Origin of the sequence: Kitasatospora sp. NPDC087271 (assembly GCF_044744605.1) — a bacterium.
Taxonomy (GTDB): Bacteria; Actinomycetota; Actinomycetes; order Streptomycetales; family Streptomycetaceae; genus Kitasatospora.
The window spans coordinates 694,825-714,652 of the sequence record NZ_JBIUYQ010000001.1; the positions used below are offsets into that span (position 1 = coordinate 694,825).

The 19,828-nt window shown below is 74.9% G+C and carries 6 protein-coding genes; all 6 read left to right on the forward strand.

Translation table 11 applies throughout. From position 1 onward, the window contains the following. Positions 1-2 precede the first annotated feature (2 nt). The 6 genes from ACIO9K_RS02770 (at position 3) to ACIO9K_RS02795 (ending at position 19,705) form a co-directional block, all read left to right on the forward strand. Positions 3-131: a hypothetical protein gene (locus tag ACIO9K_RS02770; protein WP_363623293.1), complete on the forward strand. Its 129-nt coding sequence runs from the start codon at positions 3-5 to the stop codon at positions 129-131. A gap of 61 nt (positions 132-192) precedes the next feature. Then, positions 193-405 (forward strand): MbtH family protein, encoded by a 213-nt coding sequence (locus ACIO9K_RS02775; RefSeq protein WP_363585184.1) that lies wholly within the window; start codon positions 193-195, stop codon positions 403-405. A gap of 182 nt (positions 406-587) precedes the next feature. Continuing rightward, positions 588-10,163, forward strand: a complete 9,576-nt coding sequence (locus ACIO9K_RS02780) for an amino acid adenylation domain-containing protein (RefSeq protein ID WP_400326417.1) — start codon at positions 588-590, stop codon at positions 10,161-10,163. Positions 10,164-10,330: 167 nt separating this feature from the next. Beyond that, on the forward strand, positions 10,331-17,488 hold the full coding sequence (locus ACIO9K_RS02785; RefSeq protein WP_400326419.1) for an amino acid adenylation domain-containing protein: 7,158 nt from the start codon (positions 10,331-10,333) through the stop codon (positions 17,486-17,488). Between the two features lie 163 nt (positions 17,489-17,651). Then, positions 17,652-18,698: a class I SAM-dependent methyltransferase gene (locus ACIO9K_RS02790; RefSeq protein ID WP_363586159.1), complete on the forward strand. Its 1,047-nt coding sequence runs from the start codon at positions 17,652-17,654 to the stop codon at positions 18,696-18,698. Then, positions 18,698-19,705, forward strand: a complete 1,008-nt coding sequence (locus ACIO9K_RS02795; protein ID WP_363626027.1) for an aminotransferase class I/II-fold pyridoxal phosphate-dependent enzyme — start codon at positions 18,698-18,700, stop codon at positions 19,703-19,705. The genes ACIO9K_RS02790 and ACIO9K_RS02795 overlap by 1 nt, the downstream gene beginning before the upstream one ends. Positions 19,706-19,828: the final 123 nt, after the last annotated feature.

Sequence of the window (19,828 nt, forward strand, 5' to 3'; positions counted from 1 at the left end):
ATATGCTCGGGATTCTCGCCGTTCTGCTGGTCGCCGGACTGGGCGTCCAGAGCAGCGCCGACCCGTCCTCACCCCTGGCCGCCGCCACCCCCGTCTCGGCGCCCAACGCCGACTCCGGCTGGGGTCCGTGAGCCGCGCTCCGGCGTAATTCCCCCCTCCCCGAAATTTCTCCGAACAAAGAGGAAACCGACGATGGCGAACCCGTTCGAGGACCCCGACGCCAGCTACCTCGTCCTGGTGAACGACGAGGGCCAGCACTCGCTGTGGCCGGTCTTCAGCCCGGTGCCCGACGGCTGGCAGCAGGTCTTCGGCGCCGCCGGGCGGCAGGACTGCCTCGACTACGTCGAACAGCACTGGCAGGACCTGCGGCCGAAGAGCCTGCTCGCCCAGCAGTCCGGCCACTGACCGCGACAGCCCAGCGCTGAAGCCGCACCACCAAAACCACCAGAACAGCCGGAACCACCAGCACCGCGCCACCACGCCACCGCACCGCCGCTCCATCGACCGCCCGGGCCGACCGCCCCGAAGGTCGCCGAGCAAGCCGTTCCCGCCACCGCGGGGGCCAGCCGTACGAGGGAGAGAGTCACATGTCCGGGGTCCAGCAGACGCACAGAGCCGACCGGCGGCCGACCCTGACCGCGCTGGTCGACGCCCAGACGTCCCGCACCCCGCAGGCCCCCGCCCTGTACGCCGAGGGCACCACCCTCACGTACGCCGAGCTGGACGCCCGCGCCAACCGGCTGGCCCGGGTGCTCGCGGCCCGCGGCCTGGGCACCGAGGACATCGTCGCGCTCGCCCTGCCGAAGTCCCCCGAGGCCGTCGCCGCGATCCTCGCCGTGGCCAAGACCGGCGCCGCCTGGCTGCCCGCCGACCCGGCCTACCCCGCCGAGCGGCTGCGCCACATGCTGACCGACTCCCGCGCCGCCCTGGTGCTCACCACCGCCGAGGCCGCCGCCCAGTTGCCCGAGACCGGCGCCCCCCGGCTGCTGCTCGACTCCCTCGGGCACCTCGCCGAGCTGGCCGCCCGACCCGGCACCCCCTTCACGGCCGCCGAGCGGGTGCGGCCGCTGAGCGCCGGGAACACCGCGTACGTGATCTACACCTCCGGCTCCACCGGAGTGCCCAAGGGCGTGGCCGTCACCCACACCGGGCTGCCCAGCATGATCGACACGCAGGTCGCCGCCACCGGGGTCGGCCCCGGCAGCCGGGTGCTCCAGGCCGCCTCGCTCAGCTTCGACGTCTCCGTCTCCGACCTGGCCGTGGCGCTCTCCACGGGCGCCGCCCTGGTGCTCCCCCGCGAGCAGAGCCAGCTGGTCGGCGAGCCGCTGGCCGCGCTGATCGAGCAGTACGGCGTCACCCACGCCGACATCGCCACCGCGATGGCGGCCACCCTGCCGGACGTGCCGCTGCCCTCCCTGCGCACCCTGATCGGCGGCGGCGAGGCCATCCCGCGCGAACTGGCCGCCCGCTGCGGCCGCGACCGCCTGATGCTCAACAGCTACGGGCCGACCGAGACCACCGTCATCGTCACGATGAGCGAGCCGCTCACCGGCGAGGAGCAGCCCCCGATCGGCCACCCCTGCCAGGACGTGCGCATCCACGTGCTGGACGAGCGGCTGCGCCCGGTCGAGCCGGGCACCGTGGGCGAGCTGTACGTCTCCGGCCCGCACCTGGCCCGGGGCTACCTCGGGCGCCCCGGCCTGACCGCCGAGCGCTTCGTCGCCTGCCCCTTCGGCGAGCCCGGCGACCGGATGTACCGCACCGGCGACCTCGGCAGCCACCGGCCGGACGGACAGCTGGACTTCGTCGGCCGGGCCGACGACCAGGTGAAGATCCGCGGCTTCCGGGTGGAGCTCGGCGAGGTCGAGCAGACCCTCTCCGCCCACCCCGAGGTGCGCCAGGCCGTGGTGCTGGTCCGCGAGGACCACCCGGGCGAGCGCCGCCTGGTCGGCTACACCGTCGGCGCCGCCGACCCGGCCGAGCTGCGCGCGTACTGCGCCGAGCGGCTGCCCGACCACATGGTGCCCACCGTCGTGGTGCTCGACCGGCTGCCGCTCACGCCCAACGGCAAGGTGGACAAGCGCGCCCTGCCGGCGCCGGTCTTCGCCGCCGCCGAGGAGGGCGGCCGGGCCCCCGCCGGGGAGCTGGAGCACGCCCTCGCCCGCCTCTTCGCCGAGGTGCTGGGCCTGCCCGCGGTGGGCGTCACGGACTCCTTCTTCGAGCTCGGCGGGGACTCCATCGTGGCCATCCGGCTCGTCTCCCGGGCCCGGCACGCCGGGCTGCAGCTCACCCCCCGCGAGGTGTTCCTCTCGCCGACCGTCGAGGCACTGGCCCGGATCGCCCGACCGCTGGAGGGGCCGGTCGTCGCCGAACCCGCCGGGGCCGGCCTCGGCGAGGTGCCGCCGACGCCCATCGTGCACTGGCTGGCCGCGCAGCACGGTGCCGTCGAGAGCTTCTACCAGTCCACCCTGCTCACCCTCCCCGCCGGGAGCGGGCCCGAGCACGTGGCCACGGCCCTCCAGGCGCTGCTCGACCACCACGACGTCTTCCGCGCCCGCACCTCCCCGCTCGCCGAGCGCCCCTGGACGCTGCACGTCCCCGCCCCCGGCGCCGTCCCCGCCGAGGCCGCGCTGCGGCACGTCGCGGGCCCGGCCACCGAGCAGGCGCTGCGCGCCGAGACCGAGGCCGCCCGCGAGCGCCTCTCGCCCGAGGACGGCCGGATGCTCCAGGCCGTCCGGTTCGACGCCGGGCCGGGCCTGCCCCCGCAGCTCCTGCTCGTGATCCACCACCTGGCGGTGGACGGCGTCACCTGGCGCATCGTCGAGGAGGACCTGCTCGCCGCGCTCGCCGCCGTCCGCGAGGGCCGGGCCGTGGCGCTGGCGCCGGTGCCCACCTCCTTCCGCCGCTGGGCCCAGCGGCTCACCGCCGAGGCCGGGACCGACCGCCGGGCCGCCGAACTCCCGCTCTGGGAGGCCGCCCTGGCCACCCCGGACCCGCTGCTCGGCGCGCGCCCGCTCGACCCGGCCCGGGACACCTACGCCACCGAGGGCGTCCTGCGGCTCGTGCTGCCCGCCGAGACCACCCAGGCGCTGCTGACCCGGGTCACGGCCGCCTACCACGCGCAGGTCAACGACGTGCTGCTCACCGCGCTGGCGCTCGCCCTCGGCCACTGGCGCGGCGAGGCGACCACCGGTCCGGACGGCGCCGTGCTGGTGACCGCGGAGGGCCACGGCCGCGAGGAGATCGTCGACGGCGTCGACCTGCACCGCACCGCCGGCTGGTTCACCTCCCTCTACCCCGTCCGGCTCGCCCCCGGGGCGCTGCCCTGGTCCGAGGTCACCGCCGCCGGCCCCGGGCTCGGCCGGGCCCTCGGCCGGGTCAAGGAGCAGCTGCGCGCCGTCCCGGACAACGGCATCGGCTACGGCCTGCTGCGCCACCTCAACCCGGCCACCGCCGCCGTGCTGGAGGGGTACGCCGATCCGCAGGTCGAGTTCAACTACCTGGGCCGCTTCGCGCCGGAGGGCGTCACCGCCGAGGACGTGCTCGCCGGCACCGAGGCGATGAGCGAGGGTGCCGCGACCGGCCTCGCGCTCGGCCGGGTGCTCGGCCTGGACGCCACCACCGTCGACACCCCGCAGGGCCCGCTGCTGGTCGCCCAGTGGTCCTACGCCACCGGGCTGCTCGCCGAGGAGCGGGTGGCCGCGCTCGCCGAGGCGTGGTTCACCGCGCTGCGCGCGCTCGCCGAGCACGCCGACCGGCCGGACGCGGGCGGACACACCCCCTCCGACTTCCCGCTCGTCACGCTCGGCCAGTCCGACGTGGACCGGCTCGCCGAACACCACGCCCCCGCCCGCCTGGTGGACGTCTGGCCCACCTCGCCGCTCCAGCAGGGCATGGCCTTCCACGCGGCGTACGACACCGACGGCGCCGACGTCTACACCTCCGTCTGCACCTTCGACCTCACCGGCCCGGTGGACGCCGACCGGCTGCGCGCCGCCGCCGAGGCGCTGCTGCTGCGCCACCCGAACCTCAAGGCGGGCTTCCACCAGCGCCCCGACGGCCCGCCCGTGCAGGCCGTGCCGGACGGCGTCGAACTGCCCTTCACCGTCCTCGACCTGACGGCGCACGCCGACCCGCGGGCCGAGGCCGCGCGGATCGCCGCCGCCGAGTACGGCCGCCGCTTCGACCTCGCCCGGCCGCCGCTGCTGCGCTACACCCTGCTCACCCTCGCCCCCGGGCGCCACCAGCTGATCGCCGCCGCGCACCACATCCTGCTCGACGGCTGGTCCACCCCGCTGTTCGCCGAGGAGCTGTGGGGCCTGTACTTCCAGCAGCCGATGCCCCCGGCCGCCCCCTACCGCGAGTACCTGCGCTGGCTCACCCGGCGCGACGGCGCCGCCGCCCGCGCCGCCTGGGCCCGGGCCCTGGCGGGCGCCGACGAGCCCACCCTGCTGGCCCCCGGCCGCTCGGCCGCCGCCCCGCAGCTGCCGCTGCGCCTGCACACCGGCCTCACCCCGGCGGCCACCGAGGCGCTGGCCCGCACCGCCCGCCGCTACGGCGTCACCCTCAACACCCTCGTCCAGGCCGCCTGGGGCGTGCTGCTGGCCCGGCTCACCGGGCGCGAGGACGTGCTCTTCGGCACCACCGTCTCCGGCCGGCCGCACGACCTGCCGGGCGTGGAGCGGATGGTGGGCCTGCTCATCAACACCGTGCCGGTGCGCGTCACCCTCGACCCGGCCGAGAGCTGGGGGCAGCTGCTGCTGCGCCTCCAGCACGAGCAGTCCGCGCTGCTGGACCACCAGCACCTCAGCCTCACCGAGATCCAGCAACTCGCCGGAGTGGGAAGCCTGTTCGACACCGTCACGGTGTACGGCAACTACCCGGACCCGTCCGCCCTGGACGAGGCCGACCCGAGCGGCGCCACCCACGTCACCCTGGTCGAGGACGTCGACAGCGCGCACTACCCGCTGCTGCTGGCCCTCACCCCGGGCGACGGCCTCCAACTGCGCCTGGACCACCGGCCCGACGCCTTCACCCCCGCCGAGGCGCGCACCCTGCTGGACCGCTTCCTCGCCCTGCTCGACCGGATCGTCGCCGACCCGGCCGAACTCGTCGGCACCGTCCAGGTGTTGACCGAGGAGGAGCGCGAACGGCTGCTGACCGGCGGGACCGGCGCCACCGCGCCGCTGCCGGAGGCCGCGCTGCCCGAACTGTTCGAGGCGCGGGCCGCCGCGACGCCCGACGCGGTCGCGCTCACGGCCGGCGACGTCGAGCTGACCTACGCCGAACTCAACGCACGGGCCAACGGGTCGGCGGTGCGGCTGGTCGAGGCCGGGGTCCGCCCGGAGACCCCCGTCGCACTGCTGATGGAGCGCTCGGCCGCCCTGGTGGTGGCGATCCTGGCCGTACTCAAGGCCGGCGGCGCCTTCGTGCCGCTGGACGGCGCGCAGCCGGCCGAGCGCCTGCGGGCCGTCCTCGCGGACTCCGGGGCCCGACTGGTGCTGGCCGACACCGCCCACCGGGCGCACCCCGCGCTGGCCGGGCTGGAGGTGCTCGACCCCTCGGACGTACTCGACCCCGAGGGCGACGAGACCGCCGGGAACCTCGGACTCCCCTTGAGCGCCGACCAGTTGGCGTACGTGATGCACACCTCCGGCTCGACCGGCGTGCCCAAGGGCATCGGCGTCACCCACCGGTCCGTGGTGGACCTCGCGCTCGGCGGGGCGTTCGCGGGCGGCGGCCACGAGCGCGTCCTGCTGCACTCCCCCGTCGCCTTCGACGCCTCCACCTACGAGCTCTGGGTGCCGCTGCTCTCGGGCGGCCGCGTGGTGGTCGCCCCGGCCGGGCGGCTCGGCGTCGCCGAGCTGGCGACCGCGATCGGCCGGGGGCGGGTCGGCGCCGCCTGGATGACGGTCGGGCTCTTCAACGTGCTGGCCGCCGAGGCCCCGGAGACCTTCGCCGGGCTGCGCGAGGTGTGGACGGGCGGGGACATCGTCTCGCCGGCCGCCATCCGGCGGGTGCTGGAGCACTGCCCCGGCCTGCGGGTGGTGAACGGCTACGGGCCGACGGAGACGACCACCTTCGCGACCCGCCACCCGATGGCCACCGCCGCCGAGGTGCCGGCCGCCGTACCGATCGGGCGGCCGCTGCCCAACACCCGGGTGTACGCGCTGGACGCCGGACTGCGCCCGGTCCCCGTCGGCGTCGCCGGTGAGCTGTACGTCGCGGGCGCCGGGCTGGCCCGGGGCTACGTCGGCCGCGCCGGCCTGACCGCCGAGCGCTTCGTGGCCTGCCCCTTCGGCGAGCCCGGCGGCCGGATGTACCGCACCGGCGACGTGGTGCGCTGGACCACCACGGGCGAACTGGAGTTCGTCGGCCGCGCCGACGACCAGGTCAAGCTGCGCGGCTTCCGGATCGAACTCGGCGAGGTGGAGGCCGCGTTCACCGCCCACCCGGCCGTCGGCCAGGCCGTCGCCATGGTCCGCCAGGACCAGCCGGGCGACAAGCGCCTGGTCGCCTACGTCACGGGCCCCGTCCGGCCCGACGAACTGCGCGCCTTCGTCACCGACCGCCTGCCCGGCTACATGGTGCCCGCCGCGATCGTCGCCCTCGACGCGCTGCCCGTCACCCCCAACGGCAAGGTCGACCGCCGCGCCCTGCCCGCCCCCGACTACAGCGGCGCCACCGCCGGCCGGGCCCCGCGCACCGGCACCGAGCAGGCGCTCTGCACGCTCTTCGCCGAGGTCCTCGGACTGGCCTCGGTCGGCATCGACGACAGCTTCTTCGACCTGGGCGGCCACTCGCTGCTCGCCACCAAGCTGGTCAGCCGCGTCCGCGCCGCCCTCGGCACGGAGCTGCCGATCCGCGCGCTCTTCGACCACCCGACGGTGGCCGCCCTGGCCGCCTCCCTGCCCGCCTCCGGCGCGGCCCGCCCGTCCCTGCGGCCCACCACCCGGCCGGAGCGCGTCCCGCTGTCCTCCGCGCAGCAACGCCTCTGGTTCATCGAGCAGTTCGAGGGCCCGAGCGCGCTCTACAACACCCCCGTCGCCCTCCGGCTGACCGGCACCCTCGACCGCACCGCGCTGGAAGGCGCGCTGCGGGACGTGGTGGCCCGGCACGAGGTGCTGCGCACCGTCTTCCCGACCACCGACGGCCAGCCGCACCAACTGGTCGCCGAGGCCCCCGAGTCGATCCTGCGGGCCATACCCGTGGCCACCGAGGAGGCGCTCCGGGCCGCCCTGGCCGAGGCCGGCGGGGAGGTCTTCGACCTCGCCCACGACCTGCCCGTCCGCGCCACGCTGTTCTCCCTCCCGCACGACGAGCACGTCCTGCTCGTCCTGATGCACCACATCGCCACCGACGGCTGGTCCGTCGCCCCGCTCCTGCGCGACCTCGCCACCGCGTACCAGGCCCGGCTGGCCGGCGCCGCACCGCGGTGGGAGCCGCTGCCGGTGCAGTACGCCGACTACGCGCTCTGGCAGCACGAACTCCTCGGCACCCCGCAGCAGCCCACCACCCTGCTTACCGAGCAACTCGACTACTGGCAGCAGGCGTTGTCCGGCCTCCCGGAGGAGCTGGCGCTCCCCTACGACCGGCCGCGCCCGACCGCGCCCAGCCACCGGGGCGGCTCCGCCGAGTTCGAGGTCGGCGCCGAACTGCACACCGCCCTGGCCGAGTTGGCCGGCACGCAGAACGCCAGCCTGTTCATGGCCCTGCAAGCCGCCGTCGCCACCCTCTACACCCGCCTCGGCGCGGGCACCGACCTCCCGCTCGGCACCCCCGTCGCCGGCCGCACCGACGAAGCCCTCGACGACCTGGTCGGCTTCTTCGTCAACACCCTGCTGCTGCGCACCGACACGTCCGGCAACCCCACCTTCCGGGAACTGCTGGACCGCGTCCGCCGCACCGACCTCGACGCCTACGACCACCAGGACATCCCCTTCGAGCGCCTGGTCGAACACCTCAACCCCCCGCGCACCACCCGCCATCCCCTCTTCCAGTCGCTCGTCGCCCTGGAGAGCGGCCCGGTGGTGCCCGCCGCCTTCGGCGACCTGGCCTGCGCGGACCACCCCTTCGAGCTGGACGTGGCCAAGTTCGACCTGTCCTTCCGCTTCACCGAACAGGGCTCCCAGGCGGGCCTGTCGGTGGCGGTCGAGTACGCGGCCGACCTCTTCGACCACGCCACCGCCACCGCCCTCGCCGAACGGCTGCTGCGCGTCCTGCGCGCCGTCGCCGCCGACCCGGACACCCCGATCGGCAGCATCGAGATCCTCGACCCCGCCGAACGCGAGCACCTGCTCACCGGCTGGAACGGACCGACGACACCGGTGCCCGGCACCAGCCTGCCCCGGCTGTTCGAGGCCCAGGCCGCCGCCACCCCCGACGCCCCCGCCCTGATCACCGGCACCGAACAGCTCAGCTACGCCGAACTCGACTCCCGGGCGGAACACTTGGCCGCCCACCTCGCCGAGTCGGGCGTCGGCGCCGACACCCCGGTGGTCCTCCTGATGGACCGCTCCGCCGACCTGGTGACGGCGATCCTGGCGGTGGCCAAGACCGGCGGCACCTACGTCCCGCTGGACGACCGGCACCCGGCCGAGCGGCTGCGGCAGATCACCGCCGAGACGCGGGCGGCGCTCGTCCTGGTCGATCCCGCCCACCAGGGCCACCCGCTGGCCGCCGACGCCCCCTGCCCCGTCCTGCCGCTCACCGAGGGCTGGTTCGACGGCCCGCGCAGGCGGCGCGCCCAGCCCGCCGGGCTCCACCCTGAGCAGCTCGCGTACGTGATGTTCACCTCCGGATCCACCGGGGTGCCCAAGGGCATCGCCATCACCCACCGGGACGTGGTGCAGCTCGCGACGGACCCGTGCTGGCACCACCCCGACGGGCTGCGGGTGCTCTTCCACGCCCCGCACGCCTTCGACGCCTCGACCTACGAACTGTGGGCGCCGCTGCTCTCCGGCGGCCAGGTGGTCGTCGCACCGCAGGGCGACCTGGACGCCTCCGCCATCCGCGAGCTGGTCCGGGCGCACGGGCTCACCCACGTGCACGTCACCGCCGGGCTGTTCCGCGTCATCGCGGAGGAGGACCCGGGCATCTTCACCGGCGTGCGCGAGGTGCTGACCGGTGGGGACGTCGTCTCCGCCCCGGCCGTCCGCCGGGTGCTGGAGGCCGTCCCGGGCATCGCGGTGCGGGCACTGTACGGGCCGACCGAGACGACGCTGTGCGCGACCCAGTTCCCGATGCCGACCGCCTCGGCGGTCCCGAACGTGGTGCCGATCGGCCGCCCGCTGGCCAACACCCGGACGTACGTGCTCGACAGCACCTTGCAGCCCGTACCCGCCGGCGTGGCAGGCGAGCTCTACATCGCCGGCGCCGGACTCGCCCGCGGCTACACCGGCCGCCCCTCCCTCACCGCCGAACGCTTCGTCGCCTGCCCGTTCCTCACCGGTGAACGGATGTACCGCACCGGCGACCTCGCCCGCTGGACCACCGACGGCGTCCTGGAATTCCTCGGCCGCGCCGACGACCAGGTCAAGATCCGCGGCTTCCGCATCGAACTCGGCGAGGTGGAGGCTGCGTTCACCGCCCACCCCGCCGTCGGCCAAGCCCTCGCCCACGTCCGCGAAGACCAACCCGGCGACAAACGCCTCGTCGTCTACACCACCCTCACCACCACCTCCACCGGCAACGTCACCGGCAACGTCACCCCCGGCGAACTACGCGCCGCCGTCACCGACACCCTCCCCAGCTACATGCTCCCCGCCGCCGTCGTCATCCTCGACACCCTCCCCGTCACCGCCAACGGCAAAGTCGACCGCCGCGCCCTCCCCGCCCCCGACTACACCAGCACCACCGAAGGCCGCGCCCCCCGCAACACCACCGAACAAACCCTCTGCACACTCTTCGCCGACGTCCTCGGACTCACCACCGTCACCATCGACGACCGCTTCTTCGACCTCGGCGGCCACTCCCTCCTCGCCACCAAACTGGTCAGCCGAATCCGCACCGCCCTCGGGACGGAGCTGCCGATCCGCACCCTGTTCGACGCTCCCACGGTCGCCGCCCTGGCCGCCGTCCTGCCCGGGCGCGAGCAGACAGCCGCGCCGAAGAAGGCCCGCCCGGCCCTGCGGCCGATGCGCCGCCCGGGCGGCCCGGCCTGACCTGCCGCCCACGTCGCGGCCCCGTCCACCACAGGATGCGCGCCCGCCGCCGGCCCGGCCGGCGGCGCGGCCCGCCGCGTCCCGCGACCGCCGAACCCCACCAGCCCTACCAGCCCTACCAGCCCTACCAGCCACAGCAGCCGTAAGTCGCCAGTCGGAGGCAGACCTTGATCCCGTTGTCATTCGCCCAGCAGCGGCTCTGGTTCATCGAGCAGTTCGAGGGCCCGAGCGCCCTCTACAACACGCCGTTCGCCCTCCGGCTGACCGGCGAGCTCGACGCCGCCGCCCTCGAAGGCGCGCTGTGGGACGTGGTGGCCCGGCACGAGGTGCTGCGCACCGTCTTCCCGACCACCGACGGCCAGCCCCACCAGCACATCCTCGACCAGGGGCGCCCGCCGCTGCACCGGGTGCCGGTGGCCGACGAAGCCGAACTGTCCGAGCGGCTGCGCGAGGACGCCGGGCAGGTCTTCGACCTCGCCGCCGACCTCCCCGTCCGCGCCTGGCTGTACGCCCTCCCCTCGCCGGGCGAGCACGTCCTGCTGCTGCTGACGCACCACATCGCCAGCGACGGCTGGTCCGTCGCCCCGCTCTTCCGCGACCTCGCCACCGCGTACGAGGCCCGGCTCGCCGACACCGAGCCGCAGTGGGAGCCGCTGCCGGTGCAGTACGCCGACTACACCCTCTGGCAGCGCGAGCTGCTCGGCGAGGAGGACGACCCCGAGAGCGTCGTCTCCCTTCAACTCGCCTACTGGCAGCAGGCGTTGTCCGGTCTCCCGGAGGAGCTGGCGCTCCCGTACGACCGGCCGCGCCCGGCCGCGCCCACCCGCCGGGGCGGCGCCGCCGAGTTGGAACTCGACGTCGAACTGCACACCGCTCTGGCCGAGTTGGCCGGCACACAGAACGCCAGCCTCTTCATGGCCCTGCAAGCCGCCGTCGCCACCCTCTACACCCGCCTCGGTACGGGCACCGACCTGCCGATCGGCACCGTCGTCGCCGGACGCACCGACGAAGCCCTCGACGACCTGGTCGGCTTCTTCGTCAACACCCTGGTGCTGCGCACCGACACCACCGGCGACCCGAGCTTCCGGGAACTGCTGGACCGCGTCCGCCGCACCGACCTCGACGCCTACGACCACCAGGACATCCCCTTCGAGCGCCTGGTCGAACACCTCAACCCCACCCGCACCGCCGGCCACCCCCTCTTCCAGTCGCTCGTCACCCTGAACACGGAGCGGGCCGACGACCTCGCCTTCGGCCCGGCGTCGGCCCGGCCGGTCGAGGCCGGCGAGGCCCAGGCCCAGTTCGACCTGAACTTCAACTTCGTCGAGCACCTCACGGCGGACGGCGACTGCCTCGGTGTCCGCGGCGCCGTCGACTACGCGGCCGACCTCTTCGACCACGCCACCGCCACCGCCCTCGCCGAGCGCCTGCTGCGCGTCCTGCGCGCCGTCGCGGCCGACCCGGACACCCCGATCGGCAGCATCGAGATCCTCGACCCCGCCGAACGCGAGCACCTGCTCACCGGCTGGAACGGACCGACCGCGCCGGTGCCCGACACCAGCCTGCCCCGGCTGTTCGAGGCCCAGGCCGCCACCACCCCCGACGCCCCCGCCCTGATCACCGACGCCGAACAGCTCAGCTACGCCGAACTGAACGGCCGCGCCAACCGCCTCGCCGCCCTGCTGCTGGCGCGCGGCCTGACCACCGAACAGCCGGTGGCGGTGCTGATGGAGCGCTCCGCCGGGCTGCTCACGGCCGTCCTCGCGATCGCCAAGGCGGGCGGCACGTACGTCCCGCTGGACGACCGCTACCCGCTGGACCGGCTCCAGCACATCCTCACCGACACCCGCACCGGCCTGCTGCTCACCGACCCGGCCCACCACGGGCATCCGGTCCTCGCCACCGGCGGCTTCGCCACCGTCGAGGTCACCGACGCCCTGCTCGCCACGGCCCCCGAAGCGGGCGACCCGGCCGTGCCCGTGCACCCCGGCCAGCTGGTCTACGTGATGTACACCTCGGGCTCGACCGGCCTGCCCAAGGGCGTCGCCGTCACCCACCGCAACGTGGTGGACCTGCTGGGCAACCAGCACTTCCGCGCGGGCCACCACGAGCGTGTCCTGCTGCACTCGCCCACCGCCTTCGACGCCTCCACCACCGAGATCTGGGCACCGCTCGTCACCGGCGGGGCGATCGTGCTGGCCGAGCCCGGCGAGCTGGACATCCGGCGCCTCGCCGAGACCATCACCACCCACCGGGTGACCCTGGTCCAGGCGCCCTCGGGCCTGCTGCGGCTGATGGCCGAGGAGACGCCGGAGGCCTTCCGGGCCGTCCGGCAGGTGTGGACCGGCGGCGACGTCGTCCCGCCCGAGGCCGTCCGCCGGCTCTTCCAGGCGTGCCCGGACACCTCCGTCGTCGCGGTCTACGCGCCCACCGAGACGACGGCCATCAAGACCACCTTCACCATGACCCCCGCCTCGGCGGTCCCGAACGTCGTACCGATCGGCCGCCCGCTGGCCAACACCCGGACATACGTCCTCGACACCGCCTTGCAGCCCGTACCCGCCGGCGTAGCAGGCGAGCTCTACATCGCCGGCGCCGGACTCGCCCGCGGCTACACCGGCCGCCCCTCCCTCACCGCCGAACGCTTCGTCGCCTGCCCGTTCCTCACCGGTGAACGGATGTACCGCACCGGCGACCTCGCCCGCTGGACCACCGACGGCGTCCTGGAATTCCTCGGCCGCGCCGACGACCAGGTCAAGATCCGCGGCTTCCGCATCGAACTCGGCGAAGTCGAAACCGCCTTCACCGCCCACCCCGCCGTCGGCCAAGCCCTCGCCCACGTCCGCGAAGACCAACCCGGCGACAAACGCCTCGTCGTCTACACCACCCTCACCACCACCTCCACCGGCAACATCACCGGCAACGTCACCCCCGGCGAACTACGCGCCGCCGTCACCGACACCCTCCCCAGCTACATGCTCCCCGCCGCCGTCGTCATCCTCGACACCCTCCCCGTCACCGCCAACGGCAAAGTCGACCGCCGCGCCCTCCCCGCCCCCGACTACACCGGCACCACCGAAGGCCGCGCCCCCCGCAACACCACCGAACAAACCCTCTGCACACTCTTCGCCGACGTCCTCGGACTCACCACCGTCACCATCGACGACCGCTTCTTCGACCTCGGCGGCCACTCCCTCCTCGCCACCAAACTGGTCAGCCGAATCCGCACCGCCCTCAGCACCGAACTTCCCATCCGGGCCCTGTTCGACGCCCCGACCGTCGCCGCCCTGGCCGCCGTCCTACCCGCCTCCGGCACGGCCCGTCCGGCCCTGCGGCCCGTCGACCGGCCCGAGCGCATCCCGCTCTCCCCGGCACAGCAACGCCTGTGGTTCATCGACCAGTTCGAGGGCCCCAACGCGCTCTACAACACCCCGTGCGCGGTGCGCCTGACCGGCCGGGTCGACGCCCCCGCCCTCCAGGCGGCGCTGACGGACGTCCTCGACCGCCACGAGGTGCTGCGCACCGTCTACCCGACCACCGACGGCCAGCCGCACCAGCTGATCGTCGAGCGTCCCGAACTCCCGCTGCACACCGTGTCGGTGGCCACCGAGGAAGCGCTCCAGGACGCCCTGGCCGAGGCCGGCGGGGAGGTCTTCGACCTCGCCCACGACCTGCCCGTCCGCGCCACGCTGTTCTCCCTCCCGCAGGACGAACACGTCCTGCTCGTCCTGATGCACCACATCGCCACCGACGGCTGGTCCGTCGCCCCGCTCCTGCACGACCTCGCCACCGCCTACGAGGCCCGCCTCGCCGGCACCGCACCGCAGTGGGAGCCGCTGCCGGTGCAGTACGCCGACTACGCCCTCTGGCAACACGAACTCCTCGGCACCCCGCAACAACCCACCACCCTGCTCACCGAACAACTCGCCCACTGGCAGCAGGTGCTGTCCGGCCTCCCCGAGGAACTGGCGCTCCCCTACGACCGCCCCCGCCCGACCGCGCCGACCCGTCGGGGTGCAGCGGTGGAACTGCACCTGGACGGCGAACTCCACGGCGCCCTGGTCGAGCTGGCGCAGCAGAGCCGAGCCAGCGTGTTCATGGTGATGCAGGCGGCACTCGCCACCACGCTGGGCCGCCTGGGCGCGGGCACCGACCTGCCGATCGGCACCGTCGTCGCCGGGCGCACCGACGAAGCGCTCGACGACCTGGTCGGCTTCTTCGTCAACACCCTGGTGCTGCGCACCGACACGTCCGGCGACCCGAGCTTCCGGGAGCTGCTGGAGCGCGTCCGGATCGGCACCCTGGACGCCTTCGGGCACCAGGACGTGCCCTTCGAGCGCCTGGTCGAGCTGCTCAACCCGGCGCGCTCGACGGCCCGGCACCCGCTCTGCCAGGTGATGCTGACCTCCGGCGGCGACGCCGGAACGATCCGCCTCGGCGGCCTGCCGGGCCGGGTCGAGGCGCTGGATTCGGACCTCGCCAAGTTCGACCTGACCTTCGCCTTCAGCGAGGCCTTCGACCGCGACGGCGCCCCCGCCGGCCTGGAGCTGACGGTCGAGTACGCCGTCGACCTGTTCGACCGGGCCACGGCGGCGGCGACGGCCGCGCGGTTCGAGCGCGCCCTGCGCGCGGTGCTGGCCGACCCTGACCAGCGGGTGGGCCAGGTGGAGATCCTGGCGCCGGAGGAGCGCCGACAGCTGATCACGGCCTGGAACGACACCGACCACTCCGTCGCCCCCGCCACCTTCCCGGCGCTCTTCCAGGCCCAGGCCGCCGCCCGCCCCGACGCCGTCGCGCTCGCCTTCGGCGCCGAACAGCTCACCTACGCCGAGCTGAACGGACGCGCCAACCGCCTCGCCCGGCTGCTCACCGCACACGGCGCGGGCCCCGAGCGGTTCGTCGCGATCGCCTTGGAGCGCTCGATCGAGCTCATCGTCGCCCAGCTCGCCGTCCTCAAGGCCGGCGCGGCCTTCCTCCCGCTCGACCCGCGCTACCCGGCCGACCGCATCGCCTACATGCTCGCCGACGCCGCCCCCGTCCTGGTCCTCACCACCGGCACGGTGGCCGCCGGCCTGCCGGCCGACAGCGCCGTCCCGCGTCTGCTGGTCGAGGAGCTCGACACCTCCGGCCACCCGGCGCACGACCTCGCCGACGCCGAAACCGACGCCGAAACCGGCACCGAACCCGACGCCGAAACCGGCACCGCCACCACCCCCGACGCCGCCGCGTACGTCATCTACACCTCCGGCTCCACCGGCCGCCCCAAGGGCGTCGTCGTCCCCCACACCGGCCTCGCCGCCCTGGTCGAGAGCCAGCGCCGGAGCCTGGCCGTGACCCCGGACAGCCGCTACCTGCTGTTCGCCTCCCCCTCCTTCGACTCCGCCGTCGCCGAGCTCAGCCTGGCCCTGCTCACCGGCGCCCGCGCCGTCCTCGCCGACGCCGACCAGCTGCTGCCCGGCCCCGCCCTGGTCGAACTGATCGCCGAGCAGGGCGTCACCCACGTCACCCTGCCGCCGACCGCCCTGGCCGTCCTGCCCCCCGACGCGCTCGCGCACGTCGAGACCCTGACCGTCGCCGGGGAGGCCTGCCCGCCCGACCTCGTCGAGCACTGGTCCGCCCGCCTGCGGATGGTCAACGCCTACGGGCCGACGGAGTCCACCGTCTGCGCCAGCATGACCACCCCGCTGTCCGGCCGGATCGCACCGCCGCTGGGCCGGCCCATCCTGAACACCCGGCTGCACGTCCTGGACGCCGCCCTGCAGCCCGTCCCCGCCGGGGTCGTCGGCGAGCTCTACCTCGCGGGCGCCGGCCTGGCCAGGGGCTACCTCAACCGGCCCGGCCTGACCTCCGAGCGCTTCGTCGCCAACCCGTACGGCGCCCCCGGCAGCCGGATGTACCGCACCGGTGACCTCGCCCGCCGCCGGGCCGACGGCTCCCTGGAGTACCTCGGCCGCACCGACCACCAGGTCAAGGTCCGCGGGTTCCGCATCGAACCCGGCGAGATCGAGGCCGCCCTCGTCCGCCACCCCTCCCTCGCCCAGGCCTTCGTCCTGGTCCGCGAGGACCGCCCCGGCGACCGGCGCCTGGTCGGCTACGCCGTGGCCCGGCCCGGGCAGACGGTCGACCAGGCCCTCCTGCGGGCCCACGTCGGCGCGACCCTGCCCGACTACATGGTGCCCTCCGCCGTCGTGGCCCTGGACGCCCTCCCCCTCACCGCCAACGGCAAGGTCGACCGCCGCGCCCTCCCCGCCCCCGACGCCGCCGCCTGGCCCGGCGCCGGGCGGGCGCCCGGCACGCCGCAGGAGGAGGTGCTCTGCGGGCTGTTCGCCGACGTGCTCGGGCTCGAACGGGTCGGTGTGGACGACAACTTCTTCGAGCTGGGCGGGCACTCGCTGCTGGCCGCCCGGCTGGTCGCGGGGCTGCGGGAGCTGGTCGGCGCGGGCGAGGGGATCGGGGTCCGCACCGTGTTCGAGGCGCCGACCGTCGCCGGGCTCGCCGAGCGGCTCGCCCGGGGGCCGGGCGCCGAGAGCTTCCCCGTCCTGCTGCCGATCCGCACCCGGGGCTCGCGCCCGCCGCTGTTCTGCGTCCACCCGGCCGCGGGCATCAGCTGGGTGTACACGGGGCTGCTGCGCCACCTCGACGCCGAGCAGCCGATCTACGGCCTCCAGGCCCCGGGCCTGGCCGATCCGGGCCACCGCCCCTCCTCCGTCGCGGAGTTGGCGCGCGACTACCTCGCGCAGATCCGCGCCGTCCGCCCCGAGGGCCCGTACGCCCTGCTCGGCTGGTCCTTCGGCGGGGCCGTCGCCCACGCGATCGCCGCGCTGCTGCGCGACCAGGGCGAGGAGGTCCGGCTGCTGGCCCTGCTGGACGCCTATCCGGGCGCCGGCGAGGCCGGGCCCGAGCAGTGGCGGGACGACCCGGAGCAGCTGGCGGTGATCCTCGACTCGCTCGGCCACCCGGCCGGGGAGATCGGCGCCTGGCCCGAGGGCGAGGACGGCTACGCCGAGCTGGTCCGGCACGGCGGGGGCCCGCTCGCGGGCCTCAGCGGCGCCGCGGTGGCCAGGGTGGTCGCGGTCTTCCAGGCCAACGCCGAGCTGGCGCACGCGCTCCCGCTGCCCGGCTACGACGGCGACGCGGTGGTCTTCACCGCCGCCAAGGACCGCCCGGCCGACGCCCCCGACCCGGACGGCTGGCGCCCCCACGTGGGCGGCCGGATCGACGTCCACGAGGTGCCGAGCACCCACGGCGCCATGACGGGCCCCGAGGCGCTCGCCGTCATCGGCCCGGTGCTCGCCGCCCGCCTGACCGGCCGACCGGCCACCTGACCGCCTGACCGCCTGACCGACCGGCCGACCGCCCGCCTGACCGACCGGCCGCCGACCGACCTCCTGACCCGCCGACTTTCGCATCCCTTCCGACCGCAGGCCACCGACCTGCACCCACCGCGCGGGCCGCACCCGGCCCGCCCACCGAGAAACGGACACCACCATGACCACTGCCGCCATCCCCGACACCTGGCGCGGCGTCACCCCGTCGCCGATCACGTCGACCGACGCCTACAACGGCTTCATCGCCGCCAACGTGATCTTCGCGCTGGACCGGATCGGCGTGCTGGAGAAGCTCGGGCGCGGCGAGCCGCTCTCGGCCGTCGAGGCCACCGCCCAGGGCGGCGACACCGCCCGGACCGAGGCCGTCCTGCGCGCCGCCGCCGACTGCGGCTACGTCAAGGCCGACGGCGGCACCTACGTGCCCACCGAGGTGGGCCTCGAAGTCGCCGCCGCGCGCGGCTACTTCACCTGGGCCGTCGGCGGGTACCACGACGTGTTCGGCCGCGCCGGGCACCTGAGCGCGGGGACGCACCGCTACAGCGAGGACGTCCTGCGCGACGAGGCGATGGTCGCCCTCGGCTCCGCCCAGTGCGACCAGTCGCTGTTCGCCGCGCAGCTGACCGACGTGCTCTCCGGCATCGACTTCCGCACCATCGCCGACCTGGGCAGCGGCACCTCCGCCCGGGTGCGCCGGGTGGTCGGACAGCGCGAGGGCACCCGGGGCCTGGGCATCGACATCAGCCGCCCGGCCACCGACATCGCCCGCCGCGACATCGTCACGGCCGGGATGCAGGACCGCGTCACCGCCGTCCGGGCCGACGTCCTGGGCCTGCTCGGCACCCAGATCGACAACGACGCCGAGGCCGCCGAGGTGGCCGAGGTCGACACCGTGATGAGCTTCTTCCTGCTGCACGACCTGCTGGCCGACCCGGCCACCCGCTCCTCGATCTTCACCCGGATGCGGGAGGCCTTCCCGAAGGCCCGCACCTTCGTGCTCGGCGACACCATGCTGCGCGGCCCGGGCGAGTCCCAGAGCGCCCTGCCGGTCTTCTCGGTCGGCTTCGAGCTGGCGCACGCGATGATGGGCGTGCCGCTGCACACCAAGGAGACGTACGAGGAGCTGTTCACCGACGCCGGACTGCGGATCGACCGCGTCGAGGCGCTGGCCACCCCGCACTCCTGGCTCTACGTCCTCCAGGCCGACTGATGGCCGCCGCCGCCAGACACCTGCTGGCGCAGAACGAGCACCCGGGCCCGCCGCTGCCGTCCGTCGTGGCCGCCCTGGCCGCGGCCGCCGGCGACCTGCACCGGTACCCGGACTTCCGCCCGCAGCGGATCGAGGGGATCATCGCCGACTGGCAGGGCGTCCCGGCCGCTCAGGTCGTGGTCGGCCACGGCTCGGCGGGCGTGGCGCTGGACCTCTTCCACGCCGTCGTCGGGCCCGGCGACAACGTGGTGCACTCGGCGCCCTGCTTCGACGCGTACCCGCTGTTCTGCGAGATCGCCCGGGCCGAGGCCCGGGCCGTCCCGCTCGGCCCCGACGCCCGGCACGACCTGGCCGCGATGGCCGATCGGCTGGACGAGCGCACCCGGATCGTCGTGCTGTGCAACCCGCACAACCCGACCGGCACGGTCTACTCCTGGGCGGAGCTGACGGACTTCTTCCGCCTGGTCCCGGCCACGGCGCTGATCCTGCTGGACGAGGCGTACGTCGACTTCGCCCGGGACTGGGCGGCCCCGGCGGTGCCGGACCGGATCGCCGAGTGGCCGAACCTGGTGGTGCTGCGCACCCTCTCCAAGTCGCACGGCATCGCCGCCCTGCGGATCGGCTACGCGCTCGCGGAGGAGTCCGTGGCCCAGCGGGTACGGGACCACCAGGTCCCGTACGCGGTGAACCGGCTCCAGGAGGCGGGCCTGCTGGCCGCCGTCTCGGCCCAGGACGAGGTGGACCGGCGGATCGCCGAGATCGCCGCCGAGCGGGAGCGCCTGCGGGCCGAACTGCTGCGGCTGGGCTGGACGGTGGCGCCCAGCCTGACCAACTTCCTCTGGGTCGTCGCGCCGGGTGACCAGCTCCCCCTGCGGGCGGAGCTGGAGCGCCGAGGAGTGGCCGTCCGCTACTACCCCGGCCAGGGCATCCGGATCGCCGTCGGTGAGAAGGACGCCAACGACGCGGTGATCGAGGGCTTCACCGCCACCGCGCCCGCCGCTCCCTGACCGCACCCCGCGCCCGCGCATCCCGTCCGTCCCAGCACGCCCCAGCACGTCCCAGCACGTCCCCGCACGTCCCCGCACATCCCCGCGCACGGCGCGTGAGGGCGCACCGTCCGCGCCCCACGC